This is a genomic window from Providencia sp. (assembly GCF_003533305.1).
In the GTDB taxonomy this organism is placed as follows: domain Bacteria; phylum Pseudomonadota; class Gammaproteobacteria; order Enterobacterales; family Enterobacteriaceae; genus Providencia.
In genome coordinates this window covers 130680-154787 of sequence record NZ_DOEH01000013.1, presented here as the reverse complement: position 1 = coordinate 154787, position 24108 = coordinate 130680, and the positions used below count along the sequence as shown (strand labels likewise).

At 37.9% G+C, this 24108-nt stretch carries 20 protein-coding genes; 12 read left to right on the top strand and 8 right to left on the bottom strand.

Annotated features, from left to right (window positions below; translation table 11 throughout):
• Positions 1-3: 3 nt before the first annotated feature.
• The gene (gene dhaM, locus DD649_RS06765) at positions 4-1437 is read right to left on the bottom strand and encodes a dihydroxyacetone kinase phosphoryl donor subunit DhaM (RefSeq protein ID WP_294104976.1); all 1434 of its coding nucleotides are present in this window, start codon (positions 1435-1437) and stop codon (positions 4-6) included.
• Positions 1438-2151: 714 nt separating this feature from the next.
• A complete protein-coding gene (locus tag DD649_RS06760; RefSeq protein ID WP_294104974.1) occupies positions 2152-2781 on the bottom strand; it encodes a LuxR family transcriptional regulator in 630 nt (209 codons plus the stop codon).
• Between the two features lie 474 nt (positions 2782-3255).
• Here DD649_RS06760 and DD649_RS06755 point away from each other — a divergent pair, with 474 nt between their 5' ends.
• Complete coding sequence (locus DD649_RS06755; protein WP_294104972.1) at positions 3256-4251, top strand: LacI family DNA-binding transcriptional regulator; 996 nt, start codon at positions 3256-3258, stop codon at positions 4249-4251.
• Positions 4252-4303: 52 nt separating this feature from the next.
• Here the strand turns inward: DD649_RS06755 and DD649_RS06750 are convergent, their stop codons facing one another.
• Positions 4304-5737 carry a glycoside hydrolase family 32 protein gene (locus DD649_RS06750; RefSeq protein WP_294104970.1) on the bottom strand — a complete coding sequence of 478 codons (1434 nt, stop codon included), beginning with the start codon at positions 5735-5737 and terminating at the stop codon, positions 4304-4306.
• A gap of 246 nt (positions 5738-5983) precedes the next feature.
• Here DD649_RS06750 and DD649_RS06745 point away from each other — a divergent pair, with 246 nt between their 5' ends.
• The 7 genes from DD649_RS06745 (at position 5984) to yjiA (ending at position 13857) form a co-directional block, all read left to right on the top strand.
• On the top strand, positions 5984-6928 hold the full coding sequence (locus tag DD649_RS06745; protein ID WP_294104967.1) for an aminoimidazole riboside kinase: 945 nt from the start codon (positions 5984-5986) through the stop codon (positions 6926-6928).
• Positions 6929-7115: 187 nt separating this feature from the next.
• Positions 7116-8042 (top strand): EamA family transporter RarD, encoded by a 927-nt coding sequence (gene rarD, locus DD649_RS06740; RefSeq protein WP_336429667.1) that lies wholly within the window; start codon positions 7116-7118, stop codon positions 8040-8042.
• A 111-nt stretch (positions 8043-8153) separates the two neighbouring features.
• Complete coding sequence (gene purT, locus DD649_RS06735; RefSeq protein WP_294104964.1) at positions 8154-9332, top strand: formate-dependent phosphoribosylglycinamide formyltransferase; 1179 nt, start codon at positions 8154-8156, stop codon at positions 9330-9332.
• Positions 9333-9483: 151 nt separating this feature from the next.
• Positions 9484-9948: a WG repeat-containing protein gene (locus DD649_RS06730; RefSeq protein ID WP_294104962.1), complete on the top strand. Its 465-nt coding sequence runs from the start codon at positions 9484-9486 to the stop codon at positions 9946-9948.
• Between the two features lie 435 nt (positions 9949-10383).
• On the top strand, positions 10384-12537 hold the full coding sequence (locus tag DD649_RS06725; RefSeq protein ID WP_294104960.1) for a carbon starvation CstA family protein: 2154 nt from the start codon (positions 10384-10386) through the stop codon (positions 12535-12537).
• Between the two features lie 71 nt (positions 12538-12608).
• On the top strand, positions 12609-12812 hold the full coding sequence (locus tag DD649_RS06720) for a YbdD/YjiX family protein (protein ID WP_294104958.1): 204 nt from the start codon (positions 12609-12611) through the stop codon (positions 12810-12812).
• A 70-nt stretch (positions 12813-12882) separates the two neighbouring features.
• On the top strand, positions 12883-13857 hold the full coding sequence (yjiA, locus tag DD649_RS06715; RefSeq protein WP_294104956.1) for a GTPase: 975 nt from the start codon (positions 12883-12885) through the stop codon (positions 13855-13857).
• 110 nt (positions 13858-13967) lie between these two features.
• Here the strand turns inward: yjiA and DD649_RS06710 are convergent, their stop codons facing one another.
• Positions 13968-15287 carry an L-serine ammonia-lyase, iron-sulfur-dependent, subunit alpha gene (locus DD649_RS06710; protein WP_294104954.1) on the bottom strand — a complete coding sequence of 440 codons (1320 nt, stop codon included), beginning with the start codon at positions 15285-15287 and terminating at the stop codon, positions 13968-13970.
• 219 nt (positions 15288-15506) lie between these two features.
• Positions 15507-16853 (bottom strand): MATE family efflux transporter, encoded by a 1347-nt coding sequence (locus DD649_RS06705; RefSeq protein WP_294104953.1) that lies wholly within the window; start codon positions 16851-16853, stop codon positions 15507-15509.
• 325 nt (positions 16854-17178) lie between these two features.
• On the opposite strand from DD649_RS06705, the gene DD649_RS06700 reads away from it, so the two are divergent.
• Both DD649_RS06700 and DD649_RS06695 read left to right on the top strand, forming a co-directional pair.
• Positions 17179-18075 (top strand): diaminopimelate dehydrogenase, encoded by an 897-nt coding sequence (locus DD649_RS06700; protein ID WP_294104951.1) that lies wholly within the window; start codon positions 17179-17181, stop codon positions 18073-18075.
• Between the two features lie 206 nt (positions 18076-18281).
• Positions 18282-19043 (top strand): hypothetical protein, encoded by a 762-nt coding sequence (locus DD649_RS06695; protein WP_294104949.1) that lies wholly within the window; start codon positions 18282-18284, stop codon positions 19041-19043.
• Between the two features lie 130 nt (positions 19044-19173).
• On the opposite strand, the gene DD649_RS06690 is transcribed toward DD649_RS06695, so the two are convergent.
• Both DD649_RS06690 and DD649_RS06685 read right to left on the bottom strand, forming a co-directional pair.
• The gene (locus DD649_RS06690) at positions 19174-20001 is read right to left on the bottom strand and encodes a phosphoenolpyruvate hydrolase family protein (RefSeq protein ID WP_294104947.1); all 828 of its coding nucleotides are present in this window, start codon (positions 19999-20001) and stop codon (positions 19174-19176) included.
• 15 nt (positions 20002-20016) lie between these two features.
• Positions 20017-21237 carry a Tm-1-like ATP-binding domain-containing protein gene (locus tag DD649_RS06685; RefSeq protein WP_294104945.1) on the bottom strand — a complete coding sequence of 407 codons (1221 nt, stop codon included), beginning with the start codon at positions 21235-21237 and terminating at the stop codon, positions 20017-20019.
• A 385-nt stretch (positions 21238-21622) separates the two neighbouring features.
• On the opposite strand from DD649_RS06685, the gene DD649_RS06680 reads away from it, so the two are divergent.
• The gene (locus tag DD649_RS06680; protein ID WP_294104943.1) at positions 21623-22258 is read left to right on the top strand and encodes a TetR/AcrR family transcriptional regulator; all 636 of its coding nucleotides are present in this window, start codon (positions 21623-21625) and stop codon (positions 22256-22258) included.
• 199 nt (positions 22259-22457) lie between these two features.
• A complete protein-coding gene (locus DD649_RS06675; RefSeq protein WP_294104941.1) occupies positions 22458-23495 on the top strand; it encodes an AbrB family transcriptional regulator in 1038 nt (345 codons plus the stop codon).
• Positions 23496-23575: 80 nt separating this feature from the next.
• Here the strand turns inward: DD649_RS06675 and DD649_RS06670 are convergent, their stop codons facing one another.
• Positions 23576-23923: a YacC family pilotin-like protein gene (locus DD649_RS06670; RefSeq protein WP_294104939.1), complete on the bottom strand. Its 348-nt coding sequence runs from the start codon at positions 23921-23923 to the stop codon at positions 23576-23578.
• Between the last annotated feature and the right edge of the window lie 185 nt (positions 23924-24108).

The following is a 24108-nucleotide window of genomic DNA, read 5'->3' as shown; positions in this document are numbered from 1 at the left end:
ATCTTATTTATCAATAGATAAAGTGGATTTTTCAAGTGAAAGAATTAACTTACTTTTCGGTGGGATTTTATTTACCTTTTCACCAAGATTAACCAGCATAGGAATGCCCATCTTTGTCGCAATAATTGCTGTATGTGAATATGGCGATCCTTGCGCTAATACAATACCACGAAGCATGGGTTGAATATGTTGCATTAATTCTATTGGGCCAAGATCTTGGCTTATCAAAATGGTTGGTTCAGCAAAAGCGTATTTCGTCGTTGTGTGCTTAGCCAATGTTTTTAATAATTGATTTTTTAAATCTTCAATATCAATAAATCTTGCTTTGAGATAAGGAGAAGAGAGTTGTTTGTATTGAGCTGCCATTTCATTAAAAACAGATAATATCGCAGATTCGGCATGGGTAGAATTGCGCTTAATATGCTGCGTTAAATCCTCAAGTAGCGCTTCATCACTCAATAATAAACTATGACCGTGGAAGATATCTGCAATATTATTGTTCCTTATTTTTGCGGTCTCATCAGCTAAAGTGTCGAGATATGTGCATACTTGATTTAGCGCCTGCGTCATTCTTTGGATTTCTGTAGCATTGTCTTGTGGTGATTTATTATCGTGCTCAATACAAGTCGGTAGATGATAGGCTAAGCCTGATACATTCGGCAGAAATACAACTTCTCCTACTAAATTTGAATTGCCAATAGTATTAATGTCATCGCCGAAATTTTCATCTGCTAATAGATTAAAAGCGTCAATTGCTGCTTGTGCATCTTCACCTTCAGCGATTAATTCAATTTTGTCGCCTTGATAAGCTTGTAAGAGCGTAATTTGATTCATGCTCTTGGCATCGGCTATTTTGTTGCCATGGCGAAGTTGAATATTGGCTTTAAAAGCGCCCAGAGTTGATGAAATTTTAGCGGCTGGACGAAGATGTAAGCCTGCTGGGTTTTGTATTATACATTGGGTTTTTATTGCATACTTAGATGTAGGAGCTAGCTGGTTCGGCATTGAGGGAGTTAAATTAATATCTTCATTTAACTGCTGTTGCTTTGCTTGTAGGGCATTTTTTGCCTCTAATAAAATTGTATCTATTGGTGCGCCACCCGAAGCTGCAGCCGTCATTGCTATAGTACCTTCAACTAAAGGTGCAGAACAAAGATGTACTTTTTTAGCGAGCTCAGAATCAATAAGATCAAGGGCAGTTTCAGCACTGAGTATTGCACTTCCTAAATCCATTAAGAGGATGATGTGAGATGCATCTGCTAAGGATTCTATTGCTTCCATCACTTTAATTGCATCAGTGCCTATTGGGTGTTTATCATCATCGATACCCGCTGCAATCCTGATTTGACAATGTTGCGTATTTTGCATTTGGTTTGCTAACTGAAGTAATCCTTCGGCGAGCTGTTTGCTATGAGAAACAATAATTAAACCAATCACTTAGTTCTCCTTAGAAAAAGTAACGATATGTTATCATTATTTTTTGAAGCCATAGGAAACTTTACATGAAAAAAGGTACGCTTCTACTGATATTCTGCAATAATTTGAAAAATATTGTCAAAGCGTAAATGAGCTAACCAACATCCAGAAATGTGTGTATTCCGATGTTGGCTTTCTTATAGATAGTAATTAAATATACAAACTAATAAGTAAAAAGAGATGAACAAGAGGGGGTATTATCAATGAAGATATTGGATAGTTATATCAAATATAGTCTTAAATTTTTAGAATGTAAAATTGATTAAAATCAAATAACATTAATTTAGAAAAGAGTTTAACTTAAGTTGGATCTTTTTAGTGTAGTAAGTTAAAAGTTAAAAGTTAAAAGTTAAAAGTTAAAAGTTAAAAGTTAAATTTAGCATTTCATTTTACGCTGAATCTGTAAAAAACAGCGTGATTATTTCATAGGTAAAATATTAATGTAAATAAGTTATATTGAGACTTTAGTTTACGACAAAGCATCGATATAAATCGATATAGTTACAGTACCTATAAACCTAAATAAACTAGTTATTAGTTGTTTCTTTAGAGTTTTTATCTATATATGATTTTTTTCAGGTGTAAAAACATTTATATATTTAAAATATCTGATGATTTAAGGTTAAACCATCAGAATATAATAACTATAGCAAAATAGGTAATGCATAATATAAATTACATATTTTTAGGATAAGTATTAATATAATCATACTCTTGAATAAGTTGAGGTAATGACTTTATTCCTAATTTAGTGTAAATATTTGAACGATGAACTTCGACAGTTCTCGGTGATAATGAGAGCTTCTCGGCAGTTTCCTTACTTGTATTGCCATCAAGGATCATATCCATAATTTCGCGTTCGCGTATAGAAAGTCGATCAAATTTATTGGTTAAGTATATGTGTTTTTTGTAATCTTCAAGTTCATGTGTAAAGCGTTCAGCCGCACAATTAATTGAGTTCGATATTTCTATATCTTTGAATGGAAAAGGGAAAAAATCAAAGGCACCTGATTTGAAACTCTCTCTACAAAGACTAATAGAAGGCTCATCTGATAAAATAATAATAGGAACGATACCAAAATTATTATTGATGTTATTTAATCTATTAATATGACTTCCATCATTGTTTAAAAATAATAAAATACATTCCTTTGCTCCTTCCTCTAAAGGGTAAGTATAATTACTAATATATACTTCTTCATTATTATAAAATTTAAAGATGTAATCAAAAGATTCCATCATTAATTTCAGTTTATTCTTAAAGACATTATCATTTTCTATAATTACATGAATGGTGCAATTCATCACCATACTCCTGTTAAACTGATTTGATATTCATATTAATTTGATAAAATAGGTAGATAAATAAAATGCCCAGTAAAATAGACAGTAATATTTTCTACTAAACGTTGTTTTTTTTATTAATGTATTACTGACCATAATTTATATTAAATGTATCATCTAGTTAAATTTAATATAAAAATAGAAACAATGGTTAAAGTTGGTGTCAAAGCGTAAGAAACGATTACTGATTTGTAACAATGTAGGTGCTTTTACTTGTTTTCTGGTATTTTATTTTGCAAGTTTCTTATAAAATTATTTTATACAATAGCGTAATAATATATCAAAACGATAATCATAAAAAGCCTGAAAAGTAGATTTTATGAAGTTTTATTAAGCTGTCACACTAAATTCGTTTGCGCACTAAGAGTGAGTGCTTTTTATCATTAACATGATAGAATTTATTTTTATGTCTTTATACTGAGTGAATATACTTACATGGCCTCTTTGAAAGATGTGGCGCGACTCGCGAGTGTTTCTTTAATGACAGTATCAAGGGCAATCAATAGTCCTGAGTTGTTGAAGCCAGAAACACTAAAACAGGTACAACAGGCCATTGATGCGCTTAATTATGTTCCTGATTTCTCTGCTCGGAAAATCAGAGGTAAAAGCTCGCGCATTTCTACTGTCGGGGTTTTAGCGCTTGATACTGCAACAACGCCATTTTCAGTTGAAATGATTTTATCAATAGAGCAAACCGCAAGGCAATTTGGTTGGAGTAGCTTTGTCGTTAATATTACATCGAATGGTGATTATGATCGGGCTATTCGCCAATTATTATCCCAGAGGCCAGATGGTATTATTTATACGACAATGGGATTAAGGGAAGTTACTATTCCAGAATCGTTGCATAAAAGTCGTTTGGTATTAGCTAACTGCGTTAGTCAAAATAAACAATTTCCAACTTATATACCTGATGATTTTAATGGCCAATATAAAGCAGTCTGTCGTTTAATTGAGAAAGGGTATCGAAAACCATTATGTCTCTATATTCCTAAAGATACCTTGGCGGGGAAAACGCGTCGAGAGGCCGTTCAAGCCGCTTGGTCAAAGGCAAATCTACCTCTTGAATCTTTAATGCAATATCATTTAGAGTCCGGTGATGAACATTATATTGATGTGATTGAGTTGATTGACTCCCATTGTCAAAATGGTCAACCTGATTTTGATGTGGTAATTTGCGGTAATGATCGAATTGCTTTTTTAGCTTATCAAGTATTGTTGAGTAAGGGTCTCCGTATTCCTGAGGATATAGCGGTATTGGGCTATGATAATATGATTGGTGTGGGGGAGTTGTTTTATCCACCGTTAAGTACGGTTGTGTTACCACATTATCAATTAGGGCAAGAAGCGGCTTTACACATCATAGAAGAAAGGTCACATTGCGATACACAATATGTTGCTTGTGACTTGCTCGAGCGCAAATCTTTTTAAGATTTAATCGCGTAAGGGCTACAAATTGTAACCCTTATTTACGGTCGGTTATTTATTTAATTGCTTTCTTTAATGGCCAGTACGTAGCTTTGTCTAATTTTGCGTTCTGATTTATTGCGAATAACTTTAAACTACAATCATTTTCTGCCGGATAAATACGGCTACTAAAAGTTTGCTCTCCATCATTGATAAAAACTTCAAGACAAGACTTATCGATAAATGCGCGTATTTTAAGTTGTTTTGTTTGAGGAAGCGGTGCGCTTCGACTATCACTAATAATATATTCGGGATAGTGACGAGATAATGTTAAGCGCTGATTTTGGTTATCGATATAAAATTGAATACCACTTCCAATCCAAAAGCCAAATTTTTCAGCTGGGCTATTTTGTAGATCCCAAACTAGTTCTATTTCACAGCTAGTCGCTTTTTTCTCAATGAGTTGCGTTGTATTTTTTGTCATAACGACGGCTGGAATATGGATGGGATCTTTACGTAATGTTTTGAGCTCAACAATTGGCTTAGCAATAATTTTACCTTGTTCATTAAGAGAAAGTTCTCTTGGTAAGGTAAAACAACCAGACCAACCATGTGCTTGTGATGGCATATGACTTTCCCACATATCCATCCATGCAATTGCAATACGACGTCTATCTTGCGCTAAAAAAGTTTGAGGTGCATAAAAATCTTGGCCAAAATCGAGTTCCGTAAATTGATGGGTTACCTCATAAGGTTGCCCTGGAGCCCAGTTTCCAACAAGGTAGCCATTTTGGTACAGGTTACGGTATTGATTACCCTGTGCTTTTTTTCCTTGGGGTGAGAATAAGGTGATAAAGTGATCGCCTAATGGGAAAAAATCAGGGCATTCCCACATATAGACGTTTTTATCGTCTGTTTTGGCTAAGATCTGGTAGTCATTATTCCAATTTAGCAAATCTGTAGTGTTAAATAGTAAAATTTGTCCTTGATCAAGGGTATCTCGAGCACCGACTACCATCCACCATTTTCCATCTTGATGCCAAACTTTAGGATCTCGGAAGTGCATATAGCCCTTAGGGGATGGGATAATAATGCCTTTCTTTTCGAAATGAATACCATCGTCACTAACCGCTAAGCACTGAGTTTGGTGTATTTGGCTATCGTCACCTTCTCCTGATAACCAAATATGCCCTGTATAGAATAAATATAATTTACCTTCATGGCTTATCGATGATCCCGAAAAACAGCCATCTTTATCGTATTCATCACCGGGGGCTAGGGCGATCGGCTGATGTTGCCAATGAACCATATCTTTACTGGTCGCGTGACCCCAGTGCATGGGGCCCCAAACAGCGCTATAAGGGTGATGTTGATAAAAAGCATGATATAAACCATTATGATAAATTAATCCATTTGGATCATTGAGCCAGCCGGTATAACTGGCGAGATGATAATTAGGATAAAATTGTTTATTTAATGATTTTCTTGAATTTTCAATTGGATGTTTCATTAATAGTTTTCCGTGTGGCTTAAGCTGTAGGGCTATCTAATTTATTTGGATTCTCGAATTATGCTTTAGGGAAATCACTATTAGCAGATAATTCGTGCGTTCTTATCGTGCTTTATTTATACTTTATGTTAACGTTAACAAATTAAATTTACCAGTCTTAATTTTTATATGGTTTATCGTATTATCAATGAAAATTATTAGGGTTCAGTTAAACGACAATTAAAAACGACAGTTAAAGGAAAATCTATGAAAGTCTGGTCATTAGGTGATGCAGTAGTAGACTTAATTCCCTTACAAAATATGCAATATGAAGCCTGCGCAGGAGGTGCTCCTGTCAATGTAGCTGCTGGTGTTGCAAAGTTAGGTCAGCCAAGTGGTTTTATTGGTCGAGTGGGGGAAGATGCTTTTGGGCATTTTATGCAGAAAACCTTATTCGATTTAAATGTTGATACCAGTGCGATGGAATTTGATGAGTTACATCGAACCAGTACGGTTTTAGTTTCTTTGCATGAAAACGGCGAGCGTGAGTTTTCTTTTCTTGTTTCACCTTCCGCGGATCAGTTTTTATCAAATAAAAATTTACCTGTATTTGATAAAGATATTTTACATTTTTGCTCATTAGCTTTAGTGCATATTGTATGCCGTGAGGCTTTAATACAAGCAATAGACAAAATGAAGCAGGCGGGTGGGTTATTGAGTTTTGATATTAATATCCGCCCTCAAATGTGGGCTGATCCTAATGAAATGCACCGTATTGTCGATGAATTTGCTTATAAAGCGGATATTTTAAAATTATCAGATGATGAATTGTTGTGGCTAACCAAAGAGATCTCTTTAGACAATGCTGTTAATAAACTTAAAAAATATCCAGCGCGTTTGAAAATAGTGACTCAGGGTGCTAAAGGTTGCTTGGTGATTACACCAAACAGTAAAGTGGCGATCAGCGCTTATCAGGTTGAAAGCGTTGATACTACCGGAGCTGGTGATGCATTTATGGCGGGTTTGCTCGCAGCTATTGCTCAATATGGTGTTTCGGATAATGAAGATTATTTTATGACAATAGTGACTCAAGCCGCGGCTTGCGGTGCATTAGCTACAACTCGAAAAGGTGCGATTAGTGCAGCGCCAACCCAACAAGAGCTCATTGATTTTATTGCCCAACAGCCGCCGTTGCATCAAAGGGAATTATAACGCGAGTGGAACAAGGTGATATAAATATGTCACCTTGATTTAATCAGGCTGTTTATTGACTAATATTAAGTAAATATGTGATGTTTTATCATGACTGAAAGTTCTATTTTCTTGATATTAGCGTATGATATTGAATGTATTTCACTTGTTTATATTTATACTCTGACATTTGTACTATGGATAAACTATGTTACTGCGTTCGGGAGTAGCTTTAGCTATTTTTTCTTATATATTATGGGGGATTACCCCTTTGTTTTATCGCCTGCTTCCCGGCGCTCAGGCATTAGAACTTTTAGCCCAACGCCTGATATGGTCAATTCCTTTCCTATTTCTTATCCGCCTGATCATCAAAAATAAATCATTATGGAAGCAAGTTTGGGCTGACAAACGTTCGATTATTTTATGCTTATTCAGCTCATCAATTATGGCTGTCTCTTGGACTGCTTTTACTTATGCTTTGACGCATGGGCAGGTATTAGCGGCAAGCCTTGGGTATTTTATCAATCCACTTTTTTCAATTTTATTAGGTGTAATATTCCTACGTGAGCGGCTAATCTTTGCAGAAAAACTGGCCGTGATTTTTATTTGTGCAGGAGTGGGATATCAAATTTGGCAGTATGGCGAACTACCTATTCTGGCTTTAATTATGGGAAGTGCTTTTGCAATTTATGGCCTAATTCGTAAGTTTATTCGTTTTGATGTCTTTACCTCATTACTACTAGAGGCACTTTGGTTATTTCCTGTTGCACTCGCCATTACATGGTGGTTATCTGCAAACGGAACGAGCGCTGTTATGAATGGCGACTGGCAAACCAAGTTACTTTATATGCTCGCAGCGCCCGTGACTATTATTCCACTGATCTTCTTCACGGCTGCAATTAAACGAACAACATTGACGGTTATTGGTCTTGCACAATATATCGAACCAACCATTCAATTTTTATTGGCAGTATTCTTATTTAATGAGCTTTTTGATTGGGTGAAAGGGGTTAGTTTCTCTCTCATTTGGCTTGGCTTATTATGTTGTATTCTTGCTCTGCTACATAAACGCTATAGTGAATTTCATCGTAGAGATCCATTTGTAACAGGGCGTGATGAAACCCCCAAACTCTGATTATCATGGCATAGTTATTGTTTTAAAAAGTTTCTGCATAGCGAAAGCAAACGATTGCGTATATAATCTACTTCATTATTTTCATCTGTCCGCATACAAAGGCCATCAATCATGAATCAATTAGGTACTGCTCTTTGCTCCTCTGCTACAAAAGTCATGCTTCTCGGTTCAGGAGAGCTAGGTAAAGAAGTGGCGATTGAATGCCAACGTTTAGGGATTGAGGTTATTGCGGTTGATCGTTATGAAAATGCACCTGCAATGCATGTTGCACATAGAAGCTATACGATAAACATGCTTGATGGTGAAGCGCTACGTCAGTTAGTTTTAGCAGAAAAACCAGATTTTATCGTACCTGAAATTGAAGCTATCGCGACTCAGACCCTTGTTGAGTTAGAACAACAAGGACAAAAAGTTGTGCCTTGCGCAAAGGCGGTATCTTTAACGATGAACAGAGAAGGTATCCGTCGTCTTGCTTCTGAAGAGCTTGGCTTACCGACCTCTGAATACTTTTTCGTTGAAAATAAAGCAGATTTTATCCGTGCAGCAACTGAAATTGGTTTTCCTTGCATTGTAAAACCGGTGATGAGTTCATCAGGTAAAGGGCAAAGTATTATTCGTTCACTGGAACAACTTGAACAAGCTTGGAATTACTCTCAAGAAGGTGGTCGAGCAGGACAAGGTCGCGTTATTGTTGAAAAAATGGTTAATTTTGATTTTGAAATTACGTTACTTACTATTAGTGCTGTTGACGGTATTCATTTTTGTTCACCTGTCGGGCATCGCCAAGAAAAGGGGGATTATCGTGAGTCTTGGCAGCCACAGCGAATGAATGATATCGCCCTGAAAAAAGCACAGGAAGTGGCTGCGAAAATAGTCACTGCGCTTGGCGGCTATGGTTTATTTGGGGTGGAATTGTTTGTTTGTGGCGATGAAATTATTTTTAATGAAGTTTCTCCTCGCCCTCATGATACCGGAATGGTGACGCTAATTTCTCAAAATCTATCTGAATTTGCTTTGCATGTTCGGGCTTTTTTGGGTTTGCCTATTGGTAATATTCGCCAATATGGTCCAAGCGCTTCAGCCGTTATTTTACCTGAGTTACATAGTTGTGACGTGGTTTTTTCAGGTATTGGTGAGGCATTATCAAATGATGTTCAATTACGACTATTTGGTAAGCCGGAAATTGCCGGAACGCGTCGATTAGGCGTGGCACTTGCTATTGGTGATACAATCGAAAAAGCTTTAGATATGGCAAAATTATCGGCAAATACAGTAAAAGTGACAGGTTAATTTTCAATTATTAATTGATTAAGTGAGCCCATTAAAATAACGATGGGCTTATTTATTTCATTTGGTATTTCATCTTTTGTTATTTAATATTATATCGATGGTTTTTCAGAGTGAATAAATACAGCAAAATGATAAAGCTAAAGGGTGATAAATGATCCGATTTTTAATCTGCGCGGTGTCATTAATTTTTATGTCGAGTAGTTCGCTTAGCGATAATCTTGAAAAGCAATTTGAAAATTGGGTTGAAGGTAAGCAAAGTCACTGTTTCGAGCCTAAATCGCCTTACTTATATTGCCTACTTGATATTCCTAATGAAAAATTTTCAATCGTCGATATTAATGGCGATGAAATGTATCAAATTTATTATTTTGATAATTGGCCAGATGCAGCTAAGGATGGAGTGTATCGCATTATTAAGAACAATAAAATTGGCTATGCCGATGCAATAACAGGCAAAATTATGATTGAAGCTCAGTATGATTGTGCTCATCCCTTTGAAAACAGCAAAGCGCATGTTGGTGTTGGGTGCAAAATAGAAACGGATGGCGAACACAGTTGGTGGGTTGGTGGTAATTGGCAATGGATTTCTTTGAAAGGGGAAGTTATCAATGAATAACCACTACATTATCAGTTTTTGTAATCACTTTATTAATCAACAGTAATAATTCACTTATTTCTCTATGTTTATTAACAATAATGACAATTCTAACCAGATTGGTGTAATTATTTAACTTATTGAAATGCTGTTATTATTGTTATCTACATCACGTTTTTCATCCGCTCATGTCACGCTCAAAACCATTCGCGTCAAAAATCTAACCGCTTAATTCTTTATGCCACCGCTTAGTCCAACTTTCGCCTTTTAGGGTGAGTTATTTCTTACCATATACACTATGGCAGAGTTCATTTTTTACTTACTACAAGTCAACCGCTGCCAATAATAAAGTCATTAGTTATTCATTCAAAGTAATAAAAGCAGATTCAATGTGTTTTTAACTAATGGTAAATCAGGGATTAATGGCATGTTCGTTCTACCTCAGAAAGGTGTTCTATGAACAAGAATGGTATTTTAAAGCACGTTCCTTGGATGATCCTTGGGATAATTGGTGCAGTTTGTTTGGGCGTTGTCGCTCTCAGACGTGGTGAGAACATCAGTGCGCTATGGATAGTGGTCGCATCGGTGTCAGTTTATCTAATTGCATATCGCTACTATAGCTTATATATAGCGACTAAAGTGATGAAGCTCGATGAAACTCGGGCAACACCTGCGGTCATTAATAATGACGGTTTAAACTATGTACCGACAAATAAAAATGTTTTATTTGGTCACCACTTTGCTGCGATTGCAGGTGCTGGCCCATTAGTCGGGCCAGTATTAGCGGCACAGGTTGGTTATCTTCCCGGAACATTATGGCTACTTGCCGGTGTTGTTGTTGCCGGTGCGGTACAAGATTTTATGGTGCTGTTTATTTCATCACGCCGTAATGGTGCATCGCTAGGGGAAATTATTAAAGAAGAGCTAGGGCCTATCCCAGGGACTTTGGCTTTGTTTGGTTGTTTCCTTATCATGATCATTATTCTGGCTGTATTGGCCCTGATAGTGGTTAAAGCGCTAGCAGAAAGCCCTTGGGGTGTATTTACAGTTTGTTCTACAGTCCCAATTGCACTCTTTATGGGAGTGTATATGCGCTTTATCCGGCCGGGACGCGTGGCTGAGATATCCGTCATTGGTATTGTATTATTGGTGGCATCAATTTGGTTCGGTGGTGTTATTGCACACGACCCGTACTGGGGCCCAGCGCTGACATTTAAAGACACCACGATTACTTATACGCTTGTGGGTTATGCCTTTGTTTCAGCATTATTACCTGTTTGGCTGATTTTGGCTCCACGTGATTACCTAGCAACCTTCCTAAAAATCGGTGTTATTGTTGGATTGGCGATTGGTATTGTGATCCTAAATCCAGAACTGAAAATGCCAGCCGTGACACAATTCGTTGATGGCACAGGCCCTGTCTGGAAAGGTACGTTGTTCCCATTCTTATTTATTACTATTGCTTGCGGGGCGGTATCAGGTTTCCACGCATTGATAGCATCGGGTACGACGCCTAAATTGTTAGCGAATGAAAAAGATGCACGTTATATCGGCTATGGTGCGATGTTAATGGAATCTTTCGTTGCTATCATGGCATTGGTTGCCGCATCTATTATTGAACCAGGTTTGTATTTTGCAATGAACACTCCTCCTGCGGCTTTAGGTATTACGATGCCTAACTTGCATGAATTGGGTGGCTCTGATGCTGCAATGATCATGGCTCAATTGAAAGATGTTTCAGTACAAGCCGCCGCAACGGTTAGCTCATGGGGTTTTGTTATCTCTCCTGAGCAAATTATGCAAACTGCGAAAGACATTGGTGAACCTTCTGTCTTGAACCGTGCGGGTGGTGCGCCAACACTGGCTGTGGGAATTGCATTTGTATTCCACGAAATAATGCCTGCCGCTAATATGGGCTTTTGGTATCACTTCGGTATTTTATTTGAAGCGCTGTTTATCTTAACTGCACTAGATGCGGGAACGCGTTCAGGTCGCTTTATGTTGCAAGATTTACTTGGTAACTTCGTTCCATTCTTGAAGAAAACTGACTCATTAGTTGCGGGGATTATCGGTACCGCGGGTTGTGTTGGACTCTGGGGTTACTTATTGTATCAAGGCGTTGTTGACCCACTAGGTGGCGTTAAGAGCCTATGGCCGCTGTTTGGTATCTCGAACCAAATGTTAGCTGCAGTAGCTTTAGTCTTAAGTACCGTTGTCTTGATTAAGATGAAACGCAGCAAATACATTTTGGTTACTGTTTTACCAGCTGTATGGTTATTAATCTGTACCACTTGGGCGCTGGGTCTGAAATTATTCAGTGATAATCCTCAGTTGGAAGGTTTCCTTTATTTAGCGAAATCATATAAAGATAAAATCGCCGCTGGTGGTGCTGATTTAACAGCACAAGACGTGACGAATATGAACCACATTATTATTAATAACTATACGAATGCGGGTTTAAGTATTCTATTCTTAGTTGTGGTATACGGAATTATTTTCTTTGGTATCCGTGTTGCAATGAAGGCGAATAAAAACCCAAATCGCACCGATATGGAAACACCTTATGTACCGGTACCTAAAGAGGGTGTGAAAGTTTCATCTTCACATTAATCTTTAAAGTCTAAAATGGTGCCCTACATTGTGCGATAACATGATGTAGGGCATTTGTATTGGAGAAGGCGATGTTTGGAAGTTTAGGTAAAACAGGAAAATACCTTGGGCAAGCGGCACGTATGCTAATTGGTATTCCTGATTATGATACTTACGTACAACATATGAAAGATAACCATCCCGATAAACCGGTCATGACTTATAAAGAATTTTTCCGTGAGAGACAAGATGCGCGTTATGGTGGTAGTGGAAAGGGTGGATTTCGCTGTTGTTAATGATCAATAGTAATGATTAATGTTAATGATCGAAGTTAACCGATAAATTGATGAAGAAATGAGGATAATAATGAAACCAATCAATGTCACGATACTAAGCGGTTTTTTAGGTGCAGGTAAAACAACACTACTGAGTCATATTCTTCATGCTGATCATGGGCATAAAATCGCAGTTATTGAAAATGAATTTGGTGAAGTTCCTATTGATAATGCATTAATAGGTGATAGAGCCACTCAAATCACCACATTAAGTAATGGCTGTATTTGTTGTAGTCGTTCAAGTGAATTAGAAAATGCATTATTAGACCTATTAGATGGACTAGATAGCGGCAAACTTGATTTTGACCGATTGGTGATTGAATGCACGGGGATGGCCGATCCCGGTCCGATTACGCAAACTTTTTTCTCTCATGAAGTCTTGTGCGAACGATTTTTATTGGATGGCATCATTACGCTTGTAGATACGGTTCATGCAGATAAACAGTTAAATGATTTTGCAATAGCACAGGCCCAAATTGGTTATGCCGATAGAATTCTACTCACCAAAACAGATATCGAGCCTAACAATACTGCTCAAAAAGAGGCACTAATTGAGCGTATACAACGAATTAACGCACGAGCACCGATTTATCCAGTTATTCATGGTGATATAGATTTAAAGTTATTGTTGGATATTGAAGGGTTTTTGTTAGATTCACAGTTAATTGTTAAACAACCGATTTTTCGTTTTGCACCAAAACAGCAAAATGAGGTGGAGTCGATAGTGGTTGAATTTGATTACCCTGTTGAGTTGATGGCGATATCTCAAGTAATGGAAGATTTATTGTTAAGTTTCGCTGATAATTTATTACGTTATAAAGGTATTTTATCCATCAAAGATGAACCTAAGCGTTTATTATTTCAAGGCGTTCAGCGCCTATATAGCGCAGATTGGGATAAAGATTGGCTTGATGATGAAAAACGCCACAGTGTATTGGTGTTTATTGGGATTAAGCTTCCTGAAGAGATTATCCGCGAAAAATTTGCACAGCTTGAACTTAAATAATATAAGTTGCTAAGAGTAATTCAGAGGTAACAAGGTGATAAGCTAGGATATCGGGTCATCTATATAAGTATATGACCCGAATGGATGAAGCTGACGTGTTATAAGAACAGTTAGCGCGCTTTCGCTGCCATAATTTCGATGATTTGCACATCAGTATGCTTCATCGACCCTGCGGCTAATGCGCATAAATTTGCAATAGATTGGTCAACGTCATCAGAAACAATACCATCAGAGCCTCTAACACAGCTATTATCCATTGCCATTAGTACGGCTTTGTATGCTGAGCTCGCGCCCGTAGAGACTTTCATCGCACAACTGTTTGACGCCCCATCACAAATCATGCCACTGACATCCCCAATCATGCTACTAATAGCCATCGCAACTACTTCATAACGCGATTCTAATAACCACGCAATTCCTGCAGCGGCACCCATTGCGGCGGTGGTTGCCGCGCATAAAGCTGATAATGCAGGTAGTTGATTGTGAATATAAATAGCCATTAGGTGGGATAGCATTAATGCACGTGCGAGCTGTTCTTCTGTTGATTGAAGGTAGTCAGCCGTGACGACGACAGGCATGGTTGCAGCAATACCTTGATTACCTGAACCTGAATTGCTCATCGCAGGAAGAATTGCACCGCCCATACGTGCATCTGATGCGGCAGAGGTACGGATCATAATTTCTGACATTAAGTCTTTTGATAATAAACCGCGATCGCGCTGAGTCTGTAGCGTTCTACCAATATGTAAGCCGTAAACATTGCGCAAGCCTTCTTGAGATAACGCATCATTAAGATGCGCGGCTTCTAAAATGAAACAAATATCTTCAAGGGGGGCTTGAGTTGCGAAATTATAGACCGCTTTAGCGGTAACTATAGGTAATGGAATATCGGCAGCACAGTCAACAGGAGAGCTACTTTGTTGCTCACCTTGAGTGATATCAAAGATAATATTATCGTTATGGATAATTTTGACAATGTGCGTATGAGTACGCGCAATCATCACTGTTGCGGATTCAGTTTCGGTATAAACGGTGGCTTCGGAATAAATTACATCATCACAGGGTTTTTTAATATCGACAGTCACTAAACCTGCCGCAAGCATGGCCTTACTGCGTTCAATCGCATCGGGAGTGGCTGATTTTAGCACTTCAAGACCTGCATCTGCATTACCACCAATAGCGCCAAGAACGGCAGCGATAGGTAATCCGACCATGCCAGTTCCCGGTACGGTGACACCCATACCGTTTTTCATCAGGTTTGGGGAAACAAAGGCACATACACGGATCACTTCGCCATTAACGTACGAGGCCGCTTTCGCTGCCGCTAGTGCCAATGAAATTGGCTCGGTACAGCCTAAAGCAGGTTTAACCTCTTGCTTGACTGCGTTAATAAAATATTGCCACAGTAATGGCTGAGATTGTGTGTGCATAGTGAGTTTTCCCAACGGAATCTTTTTGATGGAATTATTTTAATAAAAAAGTGGGAGAAAAGTTTCACTATGTTTAAGGTGTTGAGGGGGTTTTAGAGAAAAATAATCTCTTATTTAAGTTACAAAGGCGAAAAAATTTTAAGTTTGATGTGTATCACAAAAAATCCTGCCTAAGACATTAGGCAGGATAGGGATGCTAAGGGCTGTTGATCTTTATCCCTAGCTATCTAAATCGAGTCGTTTGCTTTGCCAACGACGCGAGCGCCAACGCCAAGCATTGGTTAAACCACGTAGCCATTCATCTGCAAAGAAGCCAATCCAGATACCGAGTAGCCCCATTTCCATTTTAATACCAAGGAAATAACCCAATGGGATCGCGACGCCCCACATAAAGATAATGGCCGTACATAATGGGAAGCGTGCATCACCAGATGCTCTGAGTGCGTTAACCATGACAATATTCAGTGTTCTACCTGGTTCTAAGAATACTGAAAGTAGGAACAGTGGTAGCAAGAGCGTAATAATTCCCTGATCTTCAGTCAGATTGGTAATGATAGGATCACGCAGTAGCCAGAAAATAATAACGACACCGATAGTGACATAAAAGCCCATTTTTAAGCTTTTTATGCCACGACGGTAAGCATCTTCAAAGCGTTTTGCTCCAACGAGATGCCCAACCATAATTTCATTACCAATACTGATAGATATACCGAACAGCATAATAAAAAGAGAAAGCTGGAAGTATAGGGTTTGAGCCGCAAGTGCGGTTTCTCCCATCAAGCCGATGAATGCGGATGCGGTCATAAAATGTAGTATCCACACCAGGTTTTCTCCCGCAGAAGGTAATCCAATATGCAGAATTTTACCTAACATACTGCTAGACCAACGTACTAATTGTAGCGGGGAAAATTTAATTCTCAGTCCATAAAATAATAGGCAGAAAAGTAAAATAACCGCGATGACACGTCCAACAACAGTTGACCATGCAACACCTTCTAATCCGTATTGCGGTAAACCGAAGAAGCCATATAGCACAATCATGTTACCAAATACGGTAATGATATTGGCTATCAAAGTCACCCACATTGCAGGCTGCGATTTACCGTATACGCGTAAACATGCTGCTAATATGATTGAAATTGCTTCAGGAATTAAGCAAATGCCTAAAATGTGCAAATATGCATAACCATCATCCATTAAATGTGATGGTGTATTCATGATGCTAAGGATTTTATAGCCAAAAAAGAGGGCAATTAACGCACTTGAAAAACCAAGTATGAAGTTAAACGCAATCGAAATATGTATGGCTTGACCTGCTTTATCACGACGTCCCGCGCCTAAATATTGAGCAATAACAACACTGCACCCGACGCTGATGAAAGTGAAAATAGTGATAAAAAGATCAAATACCTGATTTCCCACCCCCATTGCAGCGAGGTAGGCTGTTGATACATGGCTCACCATGTAGGTATTAATAAGTAAAGTGGCCAAATGAAGAAAAATATCAATAAAAATTGGCCAACTAAGAGAAAATAGCGATCTCTCAGTGACATCAGACTGATGCATCAAGAACCTTTATATAATTAGAATTAAGGAAAAATAAATTGGACGATAATTCTACATGGATTTGCTGAGGTATAATAGCGTTTGGCATGCCCTATTTTTATAAAGTGAATACTTTGTTTAGTTTCAACGATTCTGTTAGATTCAATATATTCATAATAATTCGAATTATAGTGTTTATTATAACGCTATTGACTGTTAATTATTCACTCTTACTACATATTTATGTATTATTGCGATGAGATATATTTGCTGAGGCCTGAAAGATTCAAGGTATAGCGTTAATACGTGCGAACAACATCAGAAGACGTTAAATTAAGGAACACAAATGACTAAAATTAAAGCAGCAATAGTGGGATACGGCAATATTGGCCGTTATGCACTCGAAGCTGTTCAAGCCGCTGAAGATTTTGAATTAGTGGGGATAGTGCGCCGTAATACGCAAGATGTTCCTGCTGAACTTTCTGCTTACAAAATTGTAGATGATATTGAAAAACTGGGAAAAGTTGATGTTGCATTATTGTGCTCACCAACTCGTGCAATTGAGCCTTTGGCTGCAAAAATTTTAAGCCTCGGTATTAATACCGTGGATAGTTTTGATGTGCATTCAGGCATTGTAGATTTAAAACATAGCCTTGATAAAGTCGCAAAAGCTTATAACAGTACCGCAATTATTTCCGCTGGTTGGGATCCTGGTTCTGATTCCATCATGCGTACATTAATGTTAGCGATGGCACCGAAAGGCGTGACTTTTACCAATTTTGGTCCAGGTATGAGTATGGGGCATAGCGTTGCAGCTAAGGCAGTCGAGGGTGTAAAAGATGCGCAGTCAGTGACTATTCCGCTGGGAACCGGTGTGCATCGTCGCATGGTATATATTGAATTGGTCTCTGGGGCTAGTTTTGACGATGTGGCTCGTGCAATCAAAGCGGATAGCTATTTCTCATCAGATGAAACGCATATCCGTCAAGTTGATAGCATTGATGCGCTTAAAGATGTGGGGCATGGGGTACATATGACCCATAAAGGAGTTTCAGGTGCGACGCATAATCAATTATTTGAATATACAATGCGTATCAATAACCCTGCATTAACGTCCCAATTTATGGTTTCTGCTGCTAGAGCAACAATGAAACAAGCCGCAGGCGCTTATACGGTTATTGAAATCCCACCGGTTAATTTTCTACAAGGTGATTTAGATAGTTTAATCGCTAAATTGGTTTAACTATTTACTTATTTATTTACCTATTTATTTACTTATGTGGCATGAATAACGATTGAGATGATTCATGCCATTTCTTCTCATTTACGTACTCTGTTTTAATTCTCTCATTATTCCAACATTCAGATTATAGCCACTATTTATTTTTCACCTGATTGAGTAGTCTACCAAGCTTAATGATTGGCACGATTATTTTTGAGGATAAAATGATGAATAAAAAATCAAGGAGCGAAAGAAAAACGAATAGAAATAATCGTAGCAATGATAAGCAAAGCGAGAGCGGTTTTTTTTCTAAGAGCAGTTCGACAAAAAGTCTGACTGAAAGCAAACAATCATTTAATGTTATTCGCGCATTATCGAAAATGGTTAACTATGGTTTCTCGTTATTCTATGTTGGGTTTATTCTCTCAGTATGGTTTTACCCTGAATACTATAATGCAGAGATTATTTATAATCTGACAATTATTCTTATTTTTGAGTTTATTCTCGTGCACTCTGGCGTTTTTATGGCGGTAATTCAAAATAAAATTGCCTTGGTGGGTTTTGCTCTATTTTATGGAGTATTTGCCCTTGCAATAAACACTTCGGTACTTGGTGATGCGCCAATTATTCTTTATCTTTACAGTGCTACAGTGATAAATCGAATGATATTTGGCTTGAGTAGCCGTAGTCCGCAAGAACGACAAGAAAATATGGGCTATTCCGCATTAATGGCGCTCAACTTTATGTTTTGTATTTTCGCCGCTCTGATCCTATCTTTTATGGTGCCTTATGGTGGTCTAACGCCTAGCTACTTATCTTCCATTGACTATTATACAGCTATGACCTCAGGTGGAGAATTTCCTGAAAATCCCCATGTTGCATTTGCTTTTGGTGTTATGTACTTTTCTATGCCAGTAGTGATGCCTATTATTGTTAAATACTTTACTTATCGATACCGTAAAAAACAGGCCAGTAAGGTTAGCGCTTAAGTATGATTTTGCTTTGCGTTATCATTTTTAATGACAGCTTTTATTATGAATAAATAATTTATAAGCAATAAAAAAACGCCTACCGAAGTAGGCGCCTGGTGTTGGCAAAACAAAATGGAAAATAAAAATACTAGCGAGTAATTGATTTGAATTTTTGTGTTGTTTCTGTGAGGGCAATTTCAGTTGGTAGACGTTCCATCGAGCTTGCACCATAGAAACCATGACAATCTGGGCAATTAGCTAAGATATATTGAGCATCTTCTGGTGTAGCAATAGGACCACCATGACAAAGTACAATCACATCATCGCGAACCGATTTAGCCGCTTTCGCCCAATCATTAACTAGGGCCACACAATCCTTAAGTGTCAGTGCCGTTTCTGCACCAATATTACCACCTGTTGTTAACCCCATATGAGGCACAATGATATCCGCACCGGCTTTGGTCATTGCGATAGCATCTTCACTGCTAAAGACATAAGGTGTGGTTAATAAATCTTTTTCGTGAGCCATACGGATCATATCGACTTCAAGTGCGTAACCCATTCCTGTTTCTTCTAAATTTGCTCTGAAGTTACCGTCTATTAAACCGACCGTTGGGAAGTTTTGCACACCAGCGAAGCCTGTCGCTTTGATATCATCAAGGAATTTATCAAACTGACAAAATGGGTCCGTACCGTTGACACCTGCAAGCACAGGGGTTTGTTTAACGACTGGTAGCACTTCTTTTGCCATGTCCATAACGATTTCATTGGCGTTGCCATAGGCAAGAAGGCCAGCGAGTGAGCCACGACCAGCCATGCGATAGCGGCCTGAGTTATAGATAACGATTAAATCAATACCGCCAGCTTCTTCGCATTTAGCTGATAACCCAGTTCCCGCACCACCACCGATAATCGGTTCGCCACGGGCTATCATATCTCTGAATTTTTTCAGTAAACTTTCGCGGTTATGTTTCATGAATAGACCTCTGTATTATTTGTTCAATATATCCTGATGTAATTGAATCACTTGTTCACTAAATTCAGCGGAATTAACATGATAAGGACTCAAAATTAACTGTCTTTTTGCTGTTGTAATTAGATTTTCGGTCAGTGCATCAATAAATGCTTGGTCAGCGAGTGGGTCCCAAAATGGTGCGCCTTCAATATCTAAGGCTGAGAATCCTGCGGTTGGAATGATAAAGCGAATTTCGCCATCACAACGGTTAAGTTTTTGTGCAATCCAACGACCCATTTGTTGATTTTCTTCTGGGGTAGTTCTCATGAGGGTAACTTGCGAATTGTGGTGATAAAATTGCCTATCACGATATTGTTCGGGCACCGTGGCCGGTCGTCCAAAATTGACCATATCCAAAGCACCACAGGAAAGGACACAAGGGGTTTGAGTACGAGCAATTGCACCAAAACGGTCTTCATCACAGGCAAGTACGCCACCAAATAGAAAATCACAAACTTCCGTAGTGGTGATGTCTAAAACGGAATGCAATAGATTGCTATCAATGAGTTTTTCCATTGCCTTCCCGCCACTGCCAGTAGCATGAAAAACTAAACAATCAAACTCATCTTCTAGCTTAGCAGTAAGTTGTTGTACGCAAGATGTGGTGACACCAAACATAGTTAATGCAATAGCCGGTTTTAAGGTGGTGGTATCTTCATCATCTTGATTAAACCAAACTGCCCCTGCAATTTGATTGGCTGCATTTTTTAATACTTTACGGGAAATAATGTTTAACCCAGAGACATCGGTCACTGAATACATCATTGAGATATCGCTGGCACCGATATAGCCTGAAATATCGCCAGAGGCCATGGTGGAAACCATTAGTTTAGGTATACCGACAGGTAATATTTGCATCGCTGGGGTAATTAATGCTGTGCCGCCTGAGCCGCCAAGGCCTAATATAGCAGCAACATCGGTTTGTGCAGCAAGATAAAGACTAAATGCTTGCGCCATAGCTTCTATAGCTTTACCTCTATCGCCACAAAAAACAGCTTTAGCACCAAGAGGATGATAGTTCGCAATAGTATCAGCACTAACATCCGCATTTTTTTCTAATTGAGTTGGTTGCGTTGTTAAATCGACTGTTCGTACAGAAAGCCCTGCATTTTTTATTATTTCACTAACATAAAAAATTTCGGCACTTTTAGTATCTAACGTAGTAGCTATGTAAATAAATCCCTGGTGCTTTTTCATGGAAAATCCTTTCAGATTGGGTCGGGAGTTTAATTTTTCATCTTAATGAGACTATAGTATCATTTTTTAGGTTTGTAAAATGAGATTATTATCTCGTTTTTAAATTTAAGATAAGGAAAATGTGTTAATGATTGTATCTTATTGATAAAAATTAAAAAATAATATTTAATATGGGTTATTATCACTAGCATTAAATATTAATATCTATAATTTGTAGCTTAATTAGCATGATCCACCTATGATATTGAGTAATTAGTTTAAAGCTAAATTAAAATTGAGAGATGTTAGAAAATCTAATAGATTAAAAGTGCATGTCAACTCGAGTTCTTTTTTTTATGAAGTTGATTAAACTTATTCTCAGAGACAGTATTTTAAGGATGAATAAATGCCGCAAACTCAAAATATTTCAGAATATAAAGGTACGCGTAAACGAACCTATATTTTATTGGTAACGACGGCTTTAGATTTATTTGAAAAGGGTGCAATGCCTTCTGTTTCTGAGCTTGCATTTGAAGCCGGCGTTTCTCGTGCAACAGCCTATCGCTACTTTCCCACACAGAGCGACTTAATTACTGCTACCGTGAATGCCAGTTTGGGACCTATTTTAACATGGCGACCGCAAAGTGAAAAAACCAGTGAACGTATTGACGAGTTGTTGCGTTATGCTTTTCCTCGAATGTTTGAGCATGAAGGAGTACTAAGAGCGGCATTACAAGTCTCACTACAGCAATGGGCTTCTGACCGCTCATCATTGCAAAATGTAGATGTCCCGAAAGTTAAACGCCTTCAGCGAGGAAATCGAAAAGATATTCTTTCAATGGTGACAACGCCGATGAAAGGTGAATATCCGCAAGAAACGATTGATAAAGTTATCAAAGCTTTTTCGGTTATTTATGGCTCGGAAATATTCTTAGTGCTAAAAGATATTTGGATGTTAGATAATCAGCAAGTCACAGAAATTGCGCAGTGGATGGCAAAAGCAGTTATTAATCAAGCCGACGCTGATAACAGAAATAAGTAAATCCGAGCTTCAGTTAACTGATTTTATCATCACTGATTTATGCTTCTAAATTAGCAAAATACAAAATGAATATCGGTCAAAAATTGAAATTTCAGTGAATAATCACTTAGGTGACAAATAGGTGAAAACTAAACGTTGGTGGCATTATATTGTGATATAAATTAAGGCTATAACATGGGGTCTTAATGGTTAGTTTTTGATGATGAAATTCATAAAAATGTTAGGCGGGATAGTGATTTGCTCATTTATTGGTGGGCTACTAACCTATTTTGGAATACCACTCGCATTAATGTTTGGTCCCATTATTGCCATTATTATTTTTCATCGATTTGGTTTCTCTTTTCCTATTCCTAAGCATACCATCACCTTTGTTCAAGTCGCGTTAGGGACATCTGTAGGTTTGATGTTCAATCAGGTTTCGTTAAAAGAAGTCGATAATTTATTACTTTTATTAGTTATGTTAGTTGTCTGTTTAGCCGTGCAATTTTCATTCAGTTTTTTTTGGTTTTACCGCAAGGTAGGATGGACTAAACAAGAAGCAATGTTAGGATCAGTTCCTGGTGCAATGGCCGCCATTTTAGCGCTGACTGACCATACGCATACCCCGCCACAGAAAATTGTTATTTCCCATACCATTCGCTTAATTATCTTAATATTTTTAGCTGGTATTGTTGTGGGTAGCAATAATGACCCTCAACCTATTTTTCAATTACCCCAGCTTTCATTAGAATCTACTTTTTGGTTGCTAGTCATTGTTGCAGTAGGTGTTATTTCTGGATTGATATTACAGCGTTTAAGAGTTCCTGCACCTTTTATGCTGACTTCATTAGCCACGGCAACTTTAATACAAGGTTGGCTGGATGTGCCGCTTCATTTTCCATTAATGCTAACAGAACTTAGTATGGTATTAATCGGTATGAACATTGGTAATCATTTTATTGTTTTCCCATTGTCATCATTAATTAAAAATATTTACTCTTCTGCTCAAGTTGTTGTTATTAATATTTTTTTAACTTTTCTTGTTACTGTGTTTGCATCATGGTTAACCGGTTACGATATCTCAGTTTTGCTGTTAGCCTGGGCACCGGGCAGTATGGAAGCGATGACATTCGCTGCAATTACGATGAATCTCGATGCTGGATTTGTCATGTCGAATCACATTATCAGAATGGTGATAATTCAAAGTATTCCATCTTTGGTGTTATTTTGGCAGGAAAAAAGAGCGAAGAGGCCCTAAACTGAAAAGAAACATGTGTGGCAATTAACATGTTTCTTTACTTTAAGTTAACTGTTGTTCCCAATAGGTGATGATTTAACTTATTTGACGTAAGCAAATAATCCCAATGAGTCCCGAGCTAATGATTGACATTTAAAGTCTTTATCTAAAGGAATACCTTTTAGATCAGCATAACTTTCTTTGTTCATTTCTGTCATTTTTGTGGAGTTATAATCACTGAGATCCCATTTATTGCTCTTTGCAAGATAAACGATAGCTCGTTCAATTTCCCTATCGGGTATTTGTGTATATCCACAGTCATATTTTAAATAAATAAAAACGGCTGTGAGATCGGCAAGATCTTCAGCTTCGTTTGTAGAAAGAGCTCTGGCAGATTGGGTTATCCCTAACAGAGTCATTAAGCATGACATTACTATAAATTTGCGCATTCAGTATTCTATCGGATTTGTTTGTAAAGTTACGTTAGCATGAGAATAGAATTGTTAGTCAACTATATTTTTCTTAAATCAATGTAATAAACCCATATTTATTGAGTGGGTATGTTGACCTTCCTGTAGGGGGAAGCTTTATCATCCCCACTATTAAAGCACGTTTTCGCCGGAAAAGGTAATTG